Raw genomic sequence first — 8,007 nt, forward strand, 5'->3', positions numbered from 1 at the left:
GATCCCTGCGGACTTGGCTTTTCTTCGACACTTACAGAGATCTTTGGATTACCAAGTTCCTTGGACGTTCAAACAGAAGAAATGTTGAACAACCGCGACACCTTATTGGTTTTAGAGCGCCGAAGCGAGCAACAGCAGCGGCAGCTTGAGGAGATCAACGAAAAGCTTGACCGTCTTGGCTTCAGTATTGAGCATCGAGATCCGAGCTATAGTGAGTACCTAAGTCATCTTCGCGACCGAGAACTTCTGGATCGTCATCAGTTAACACCAGATCAAACTCGCGAACGCGATTTGGCAATCCGTGCAATTCTCGCCGATTTGATTGGAGAAAGTGAAAGGCCACTCAATTGATCCACATACAGATTAAAGAGGCTGATCTAGCAAAGGAAGCGTTGGATGCTGCTGAAGAGGCATCCAAAAAGCTCGATGGTCTTCCACAGGATAAGGTGAAGGACTTCATTGATGGGAATGCAAAAGTTTGGAAAGCTTTTCGAGAAAGCTTAGCAAACGTTTCGCATAAAAAGTGCTGGTTTACAGAAGCGCGTGACGATGGGGCTTTACCCGATGTTGATCACTTTCGGCCCAAGGGGCGATTTAAAGCTCCTGATCATGAGCATGAGGGCTACCCTTGGCTAGCATTTGATTGGAGAAATTTTCGCTTATCTTCACAGCGATCGAACAGATGGAATACGGATGAAAAGACGGGTGAAAGAGTTGGAAAGAATAGCGCTTTTCCGCTGATTGATGGGAGCCCTCGGGCGACTTGGGCCAATCGGTGTGAAGCAGACGAGCTGCCAATCTTGCTTGACCCAACTTGCCCCGATGATGTCGAGCTTATTGATATTCAAGATGATGGCTCCGTAATCCCTGCTACGGGCTGCACTTCTGAAGAAGCAAAAAGAGTCCGGGCTTCAATCCAATTGCTTGGATTAAATCTACCGCCATTTAAAGAGGGGCGACGTGAGATAATTCGTTCGGTTAAGGTTGAAATCAAAAGAATTAGAGATAAGATAGGCGGAGATCTTAGAAACAAGACGGAAACGTCTGTGGCCGCAGAAAAAGCAAGGCTCTCAGGTTTCCGACATCCGCGAAGCATCTACTCGCGAGCTGCCAATGCAGCAATTGACCGCTCCGCAAAGTCGCTTCCAGCTGCCTAGAATTTTAATTTTAGCTTTTGATGGGGCCACTAGCTGCCCCACTTACCTTCTGCCAATAACTTCCATCGGCCATAAAAGCGATGGCAAACAGATAATGCAAGGGGGGGGGGCATATTTCCTGTTGGGGATCTTGATGTTACCAGTCTGTTCTCGCTTGGCAGGTAGAGCTAACATCGTAGGCTCTCATGCAGTTTTGGTATGGAGAAAACAGGTAGTATCCCAGTACTATGAGAGCGGCAATGACACCCGTTCTGACATAGAACTTCTTGTCTGAGTTTATTTCGTTTTGGATTTTTTCTTTTAAATCATTGCCTTGGTCTTGTGGCATGATGTCGGCTCCTCTATCGCATTCCATACTAGCATTCGCGTTCCCAAACGTGCCCTTGGTCGCCTTGGAGATATGAACTGGCAAACAACTTTAAACTCATGACCTTAAAATGTCGTTACCTCTGAGTTGCAATCAGCTCCGCATCCAATCTTATTGGTATTGTAACTCAATCAGATGATTAGTTAGGACAAGGTGGGGAAATTTGGTCAATCATGGATTGGACTCATTTCGGTATCCAAATGCGTCGACCGCGTCCGGCATTCGTCCAGTCCCGGCGGCGTGTCCATCCGAGTGATTGTAGGACAATGCCAATGTCCCCGGCACTAGGGTAGCGTTTGAAGCGTCCATTAAGTCGCAAACGTAATTCTTGAATAGTCCATGGACGGAAACGCACAACAGGTGGAAGGCTCTGCATCAAATTGTCGATTTGTTGCTCAAGTGGAGGCCTTTGGTCTACGTCGTTGTTGATTTCACTCGCCTTGCGCAAAGAGCTTGCTTGCTCTTTGGCCTGCAACTCTTCAACGATAGCCAGCAATTTTTCTTTGTAAGCTTTCATCGGCTCGAAGTCCTGTGGCTGTTAGGTGGCCTTTGAATTCAAAACCTCGCGGTTCATGGCTTTCAAGGGGGGCATCCGCTGGCGGTTGCTCGACCTTTCTCTGGTGGCAGGGTCACCAACCGTGCGCACTTGCGCACTTTCAAGGGTGTTTGGGAAACTTTTTATATTCTCCATTAGTTCCCCCCCCAAGAAGGTAATTTAGTTTTAGACTACTTTTCAAAAATGGGGTTAAAAGTGCGCAAGTGCGCACCTTATTGCCCCCGCTCACTTGGACCCCCCTTGTGATTTCAAGTTGATCCCCAGATAGTTACGTTTGTCACCAGCCACTTTAATCGATTTCTGGGCCAATTGCCGCGTCAACTTGGTCGACGACATTGGGAAGTGACCTTCGCTGTCAGCCCAAGCCCGGTATGAGCCATAAACTGCTTTCTTGTTTGCAAACAAACCCGCGCCAGTATTGCAGCATTCGCCCAGCCACTGACCGAGGAGGTCTTCCGCCTCCATGAACTCTTTTGAAGCGTCACGGACTACTTGGGGAACCTTTAGCCCGTTCGCGTTGTAGTCATGTAAGCCGTCAATCATCCAATTTAGGACCCCACTACCTTCAGCAATCAATGTCTTAAGCAGATGTGGATTTTGCTTCGCCAACGGTATCTGGGCGTTGAAGCCAATCAACATGAAGCGGCGGCGCATTCCAGCGCTGACGTCACGAATCTCAGGTAGATGGTTCCCCACCATAACTAACGAATGTGATGGCTGAAAGTTAATGGGCTTTTCATACAAGTCGCGTGCACAGATTGTATTTCCACCTGTCAGGTTTTTTACACGTTCTTCGTCAATCCGCGCATCGATTGGGATTTCGCTTGTATGAGCGAGCCGCACACCACGGAACTTTGCGAGTTCAGGGGTTGCCCCACGCGAATTATGCGTTTGCTTGAGAAGCGAGTTTACATCGAAGTTGTGGGCATATTCACCCATAACATATTGGATCAGTTCAATGTATGTGCTTTTGCCATTAGCGCCTGCTCCATAGAAAAAGTACAAGTGGTGTTGAATTACGTCTCCCCACAAAAAAAGACCTGCAACCTGCTGTAGGAATCGCCGCACGTCCGGGTCGGGCTGCACTGTCGCCAAGAATTTTAAGAATTCGGGGGCAACAGCATTTGGATCAAACGGCACACCCGCCCGCTTGGTAACCAAAACGCTAGGAGTAACTTTTTCCAAGTTGCCGGTTTGCAGATTTACGACCCCATTCTGCACGCCAAGCAGGTGTGGTTCTTTGTCCAAAGCTGTGAACGGAACCGACATCGATGGATGTGTCCACCCCAGATTGACCATTTCCCGGAGACGACAACCCATGCTCGACTTGATTGCGTGCTGGGTAAGCGCTTTTGCTTCGTCGCTTTTCCCGGCCGCTGCCAATTTCGCAGCGCGACTACGAAATGCACGCACCACCGCTTGGGCGGCTTGTGATACCGCGCTTGGCCCAGCAGCGGTCCAGCCCCATGGTTCAAAGCTGAATGTCTCATTGGTTTCGTGGGCGTGAATCAACTTGTCTTTGAATAGGTTTGCGAACTCCTGCCCGTTGCGAATATCGCCTGTGGAATCCGGGTCGACTAAAGTCAGCGACGATTTAGAGGGTGGCGGGGAGGTGGCTGATGCTAAGTTGGAGTTGGTCGATTTCACGTTCTGTTGCGCTGTTGGCAGTGTGTTTGAACTGACGAGTGTTAAAGTCGGCGGCTTCCAGCCATTTTGACTTGCCTTGTGAAACAGTGTGGCAATCGTGATAAAGCCATTCGGCTTTAGCCGTGACCATTCACGGTCGAACGTCGTCTGATCATACCTATTGCAAGTGGGACTTTGAGCGTCTCCGCCGGCTGACCAGTCCCGCGCAAGGTCTTCAGCAATTGTCCAAGAAGTCGAATGCAATGCACATATGACCTTACGCCATTCGGGGTAGGTAACGTCTGGATTTAGGTGCTTTAAAGCAGACTGCACTTGCTGAATCTGTGCAGGAGTCTGCGCGGGGGGTGGGTAGGTCACAGCAATAGCAGCCAACAACTTATTCCGCTGCGGTGTTTTCAGGTTCGGCATTACTGGTGGCGGTGGCGGAGGAGGATGGGCCGAGTTCACCACTGGATCGAGATTGACCCACGCTTGAGCTCCAGACAAACAATCGCCTGTAATGGTCACGAAGCGATCACGGCAATATGCTTCAAACGGCGTCATCATATTCTTGAAGCCAAGCGTCGACCCAAGAGCACGAAGCCCGTTGCCGCTAGGGCTGACTTCGAGGTACACGCCGAGTTGCTGAACTTGTAAAATAGCGTTTTGAACTACTGGATCCATAGGCTGGATAGATCCGGCATTGACACAACCGTCAAAATCCAGTGCTCCAACTCCGTCTCCATCAATTAACGCAAAACCAAGCCCAGCCCATTTGGCTGGATTGGACAGATATGCAGCCAAGGCAACATTAAACGACGCAAGGTTCTTGAGGTCCACAAGACCTCCAAGTTCGCCTTTGCGAGGCTTACCGGCAACATAGAATGGCACTTTACGTGGTTTCCCGTTCGACTGTGGGACTGCCTTCCAAAGTAGCCAACGTGGAAGTGACAGCAACTCTTGAGGAAGCACATTCGAAAGAGTGGCGGGGCTTGATTGGATTGGAGGGTAACCGGTCATTGTGCCACCTCCAAGCGGGCTTTCAGCCAGCTATCTACTTCGGCCTCATTCCAAACGGATGTGCGCTCCGAGAGCTTGTGCGCGGAAGGAAAATCGCCGCGTTTTACCAGTCGACGGATAGTATTGCGGCTTACCCCTGTCTTTGCGAGAACTGTTGGTAAGCGGATAACCCGGAAGAGCGGGTTCTGTGCTTTGCTCATTAGAAATCTCCATTTCAAGAGATTCCATAATGGGCCAAGAAGGGGCAGGTCGGCATGGTAGTTAATTACCCCATTTTTGAAGTAAGTTTATTCATCTCCATTTTCATCCGCTGAGAAGGAGTCTTGCTCCCAACTGTCCGGAGCTTGTGTTACAGCGTATTTCTTTCGGGCATTCATGAGGTTCCGCTCGAAGTCTGCGCGATCGCCACCCACGATTTCAATTGCATCCTTGAGCGCCATGCCCGTCCGGCGCAGTCGCTCCGTCTCAAGTGCCTCAAGCTGCGAGGGTTTAAAGTCAAAACTGCGCGGTTTACCGCGTGAGCCAAAAGCGGCGGTCGCTTTTGCCCCCCCTTGAATTTTGGCAAGCCCACTAACCCAAATTTCTGCCAAGTTAGGTGCGCCGGCATTGTGTAGCATTTCTTGGGTTTCTGGCTGCTTTAGCCACACTCCGAAATCCGTAAACAAGCTTGGATTCGCCTTTGCGATCCTTTGGATTGCCTGGTCAAAGGTTTTCAAGCGGTTGTTGATTGGATATGTCTTTAAACATGTATCAATTGCATCAATTATCGGTTGAATTGAGGGTGGCAGTCCCGGTTTGTCAGAGAGGAGTACCCCCAACCGAGAGAGCGGACGAGGTAAGTCTTGAGATTTGCGTGGCTTTGGCATTTTCTTACTCCGATGTGCAGAAGCTGGCCCAAGCGGCCATCATGCTTCTTCGTTGCTCGAGCAAGTCGGTGCGGTGGTAGGCGGCCTCCGCTTGGTTGGCGATGGTGTGCGCTAACGCCCGCTCAGCTAAGTCTCGCGCGTAGCCATTTTCAGACGCCCAATCGCGAAATGAAGAGCGGAAGCCATGGGCGGTCGCTGTCCGTCCCGGCTCTGAGCTAACCGTATTTTTGCCCCGCAAAAACACCGACATCGCCATGTCGCTTAATGCACCGCCGCGAGGAGCTGGGAATACTAGTCCATCATTTCCGAATGAAGTAGCTTGTCGTTCTAGTAAGGCGACAACTTGGTCTGAAAGCGGAACTCGGTGAAGCGCTTTAGCCTTCATTCGTGATGCGGGAATGGTCCAAACCTTAGCCACTAAATCCACCTCGGACCAATGCATGAAACGCGCTTCGCCAGACCGTGACGCGGTTAAGATTACAAACTTCAAAAGTGCCCGGGTCGGATTGCTTGGGCCGGCGTCCAAGACCTCTTTGAAAAATTTGGGAACTTCACGCCATTCCATGGCTGGTTGATGTGTAACTCGCTCTCGCTTAGTGGGCTGAGACGGTAAAATTTGATCCACCACGTCGACAGGGTTTCCAGTGACGAGCTCATGGGCCCAACACCACTTCATGACGGTATGACATCTCTGCTTAACCCGTGACGCGGTTTCAGCTTTTTCAAGCCAAATGGGCCGAAGCGCTTTGGCAAAGTCAGCAGGCTTAAGACTTGAAACCTTAACATCACCTAGTGTTGGAAAGATGTAGGTTTCGAGCGTGTTGATCCATTGTTGTTGATGTTTCGAGTTGCGCCAGCTTTCCTTTTGGTCAGCATAGACACGCAAAGCGGCTTGCTTAAACGTCAACATAGCATCAACTGACAATAGGTCAGCCTTGGCCCGCCGTGCTTCGTCAATTGGGTCCTTCCCATCCGCCAACAGACGCCGCGAAACTTGAGCCTTCGCCCGAGCGTCTGCAATTGACACATCTGGGTAAGAACCCAACCCTTGATCCCGCCGCTGTCCGACAAACTCTCCGCGAGAATTTTTGACCCGATGGACCGGCGAGACAAAGCGGAATGTCCATTTCCCGCGCCCACGCTCTGAACCAGCTTCGAGCCTTAGGCCAACCGTTAAAGCATCGGTAATCGCTTTGTCGCCGGGGAGCAACGCTTTTGCTTTAAGCTCTGTTAGTTTCGTAGCCATATCAGCCCCACATCCAGCCCCACACAAGCAATGAGCTTTTGTGATACCTAGTGGGCCGTTATAGTCAATAGCTTCGTATATATAAGTTGTTATATATAAAGTTTTTGCAGTTCTTGGTACCTTTTGGTCCATTATGGTCCCAATAATTAGCGGACTCCGTCTCCGCCAGTTTTTTCTCTTTCTGTTTGGGTAAGTTGCGCTTGGCAAAGCCTGCGCGTGCTGATACCTTCAAGTTAGATGGTGCCTCAGGAAACTGGGGTGAAAAGGGAATGCTGTGCGGGGGTTAGCCCTCAAATCAGCAGCCGTGCCTGCGACCGTAAGCGGATAGCCGCGTTTCTCTTGGCGAAAGCCAAGATGTGCCACTGGGCCCCATTGGGTTCGGGAAGGCCGAAACAAAGCCATGACCCGTAAGTCGGGAGACCTGCCATCGCCGTCGTTCGTCCGTCCTGCCAGGGTCAGCGGGAAGGCCGGAGTTTACCTCCGATGCAACGACTGCAGGACGTGGGGCGCATGGTGCGCACCCGCCACTCTTGCATGCCAGGAGGATTGGCCGTGCATCAGCGGCCAACGAAAATCGATGAAACGCAAACTTTGCCTGTTGGCAAAAACCCTAATCGTGCCCGTCAGTGTGGCACTTTCGCCCTTCGTCTCAGCTACATCCGCAGCGGCACAAAGCGCCACCGACACATCTGTGAAGGGCCAAGCTGAGACCATCATAGTCACCGCTACCCGCGCCCCGACGCGGGCATCGCGCGTGGGGTCTTCTGTAACCGTCATCGACGCGCCTGCCATTGCCCGTGCTCAATCTATTCCGGTGATTGATCTCTTGCGCGACGTACCAGGTGTTGCCTTTAGCCGGACGGGCGGGGTTGGCAGTCTGACGACGGTGCGCATCCGGGGTGCTGAAAGCGACCAGACTGTGCTGTTGATTGACGGGGTGAAGCTGAATGACCCGTCTAGCCCCGGCGGCGGGTTCAATTTCGCCAATCTGTTGGTGGGCAATCTCGAGCGGATTGAAGTATTGCGCGGGCCGCAATCGACCCTGTATGGCAGCCAAGCCATGGGCGGTGTGGTGCAGATCATCACCCGCGCGGGTGATGTGCCTTTTGCTGCAAGCGTCACCTTAGAAGGTGGCGATTTGAACACGCGGCGCGCCCGGGGATCGGTCC

At 51.5% G+C, this 8,007-nt stretch carries 8 protein-coding genes and 1 riboswitch; of the genes, 3 read left to right on the forward strand and 5 right to left on the reverse strand.

Translation table 11 applies throughout. The features are described 5' to 3' along the window. Nucleotides 1–351 (forward strand): hypothetical protein (locus IOB61_RS04485; RefSeq protein ID WP_290812808.1); only part of this gene is annotated, 351 nt, incomplete at its 5' end. Then, the gene (locus tag IOB61_RS04490; RefSeq protein WP_290812810.1) at nt 348–1,157 is read left to right on the forward strand and encodes a hypothetical protein; all 810 of its coding nucleotides are present in this window, start codon (nt 348–350) and stop codon (nt 1,155–1,157) included. The genes IOB61_RS04485 and IOB61_RS04490, both read left to right, overlap by 4 nt. A 551-nt stretch (nt 1,158–1,708) precedes the next feature. On the opposite strand, the gene IOB61_RS04495 is transcribed toward IOB61_RS04490, so the two are convergent. The 5 genes from IOB61_RS04495 to IOB61_RS04515 all read right to left on the reverse strand — a co-directional run bounded on the left by IOB61_RS04495 (nt 1,709) and on the right by IOB61_RS04515 (nt 6,970). Further along, the gene (locus IOB61_RS04495; RefSeq protein ID WP_290812812.1) at nt 1,709–2,041 is read right to left on the reverse strand and encodes a hypothetical protein; all 333 of its coding nucleotides are present in this window, start codon (nt 2,039–2,041) and stop codon (nt 1,709–1,711) included. 264 nt (nt 2,042–2,305) lie between these two features. Further along, entirely contained in the window at nt 2,306–4,546 is a 2,241-nt protein-coding gene (locus IOB61_RS04500) for a phage/plasmid primase, P4 family (RefSeq protein ID WP_290812815.1), read from the reverse strand. 176 nt (nt 4,547–4,722) lie between these two features. After that, nucleotides 4,723–4,926: an AlpA family transcriptional regulator gene (locus tag IOB61_RS04505; RefSeq protein ID WP_290812818.1), complete on the reverse strand. Its 204-nt coding sequence runs from the start codon at nt 4,924–4,926 to the stop codon at nt 4,723–4,725. An 87-nt stretch (nt 4,927–5,013) separates the two neighbouring features. After that, nucleotides 5,014–5,592 carry a hypothetical protein gene (locus tag IOB61_RS04510; protein WP_290812821.1) on the reverse strand — a complete coding sequence of 193 codons (579 nt, stop codon included), beginning with the start codon at nt 5,590–5,592 and terminating at the stop codon, nt 5,014–5,016. Nucleotides 5,593–5,596: 4 nt separating this feature from the next. Continuing rightward, a complete protein-coding gene (locus IOB61_RS04515) occupies nt 5,597–6,970 on the reverse strand; it encodes a tyrosine-type recombinase/integrase (RefSeq protein ID WP_290812824.1) in 1,374 nt (457 codons plus the stop codon). Between the two features lie 89 nt (nt 6,971–7,059). Next, a riboswitch (cobalamin riboswitch) is annotated at nt 7,060–7,282 on the forward strand. A 133-nt stretch (nt 7,283–7,415) separates the two neighbouring features. On the opposite strand from IOB61_RS04515, the gene IOB61_RS04520 reads away from it, so the two are divergent. Next, nucleotides 7,416–8,007 (forward strand): TonB-dependent receptor (locus IOB61_RS04520; RefSeq protein ID WP_290812827.1); only part of this gene is annotated, 592 nt, incomplete at its 3' end.

The organism is Aquidulcibacter sp. (assembly GCF_020253525.1).
Classification (GTDB): domain Bacteria; phylum Pseudomonadota; class Alphaproteobacteria; order Caulobacterales; family Aquidulcibacteraceae; genus Aquidulcibacter.

Coding starts and splice junctions, on each gene's coding strand:
- IOB61_RS04505 (WP_290812818.1), bottom strand. CDS start 4,926: ATGAGCAAAGCACAGAACCCGCTCTTCCGGGTTATCCGCTTACCAACA.
- IOB61_RS04495 (WP_290812812.1), bottom strand. CDS start 2,041: ATGAAAGCTTACAAAGAAAAATTGCTGGCTATCGTTGAAGAGTTGCAG.
- IOB61_RS04510 (WP_290812821.1), bottom strand. CDS start 5,592: ATGCCAAAGCCACGCAAATCTCAAGACTTACCTCGTCCGCTCTCTCGG.
- IOB61_RS04515 (WP_290812824.1), bottom strand. CDS start 6,970: ATGGACCAAAAGGTACCAAGAACTGCAAAAACTTTATATATAACAACT.